Here is a 514-nt window from a genome sequence, read left to right as displayed (position 1 = left end):
TTAGTCAACATTTGAGCCACTCCACCTGCCATCATTCCAATCCCCATAGCAATAACACTTGGTCCATAAGCAGCAAGCGGTGTATATAGCATCACAACGCCGATTACTGTAATAACAGCACCTAAGATAGTTTGAAAGACTCCAGCTTTCTTAGCTCCCTTTAAAACAGGTGTAAAATGTACTGTCATCCCATCTTTCAAGTTATAAAAAAAACCTTTCTCTAAATAACGATTGTCAATATATTCTTTACCAATTCTGATCGTAAATTTACCTTGTTGAATAAATTCTCTGAGTTTTGGCATTTGTGTTGTTAATGCTTTAACAATCTCAGCAACATTCTTTACGTCTAATTTGAAGTCAGTACCAAATTGTTTAAGGGCACCGTAAAATTTAACGTTGACCATTGTTTAAATCTCCAAATACTATGTGTATGTTTAAGCCAATATCCGTCATATAAATCACGTTTAGATAAACGTTTAGGACTATGATGTAACACTTGCTGATTGCCAATGTA

General features: G+C 34.8%; 1 protein-coding gene and 1 pseudogene. Both read right to left on the bottom strand.

The features are described 5' to 3' along the window. The coding region (locus ACFSAV_RS09285; RefSeq protein ID WP_465263155.1) for a tail assembly protein at window positions 1-404 on the bottom strand (404 nt) is incomplete at its 3' end. Then, window positions 347-514 (bottom strand): annotated as a pseudogene (locus ACFSAV_RS09280) (phage tail protein); the annotation flags it as partial. The pseudogene ACFSAV_RS09280 and the gene ACFSAV_RS09285, both read right to left, overlap by 58 nt.

The sequence above is a fragment of the Pasteurella oralis genome, from assembly GCF_042681465.1.
In the GTDB taxonomy this organism is placed as follows: Bacteria; Pseudomonadota; Gammaproteobacteria; order Enterobacterales; family Pasteurellaceae; genus Pasteurella; species Pasteurella oralis.
This window is presented reverse-complemented; position numbering and strand designations above follow the sequence as displayed.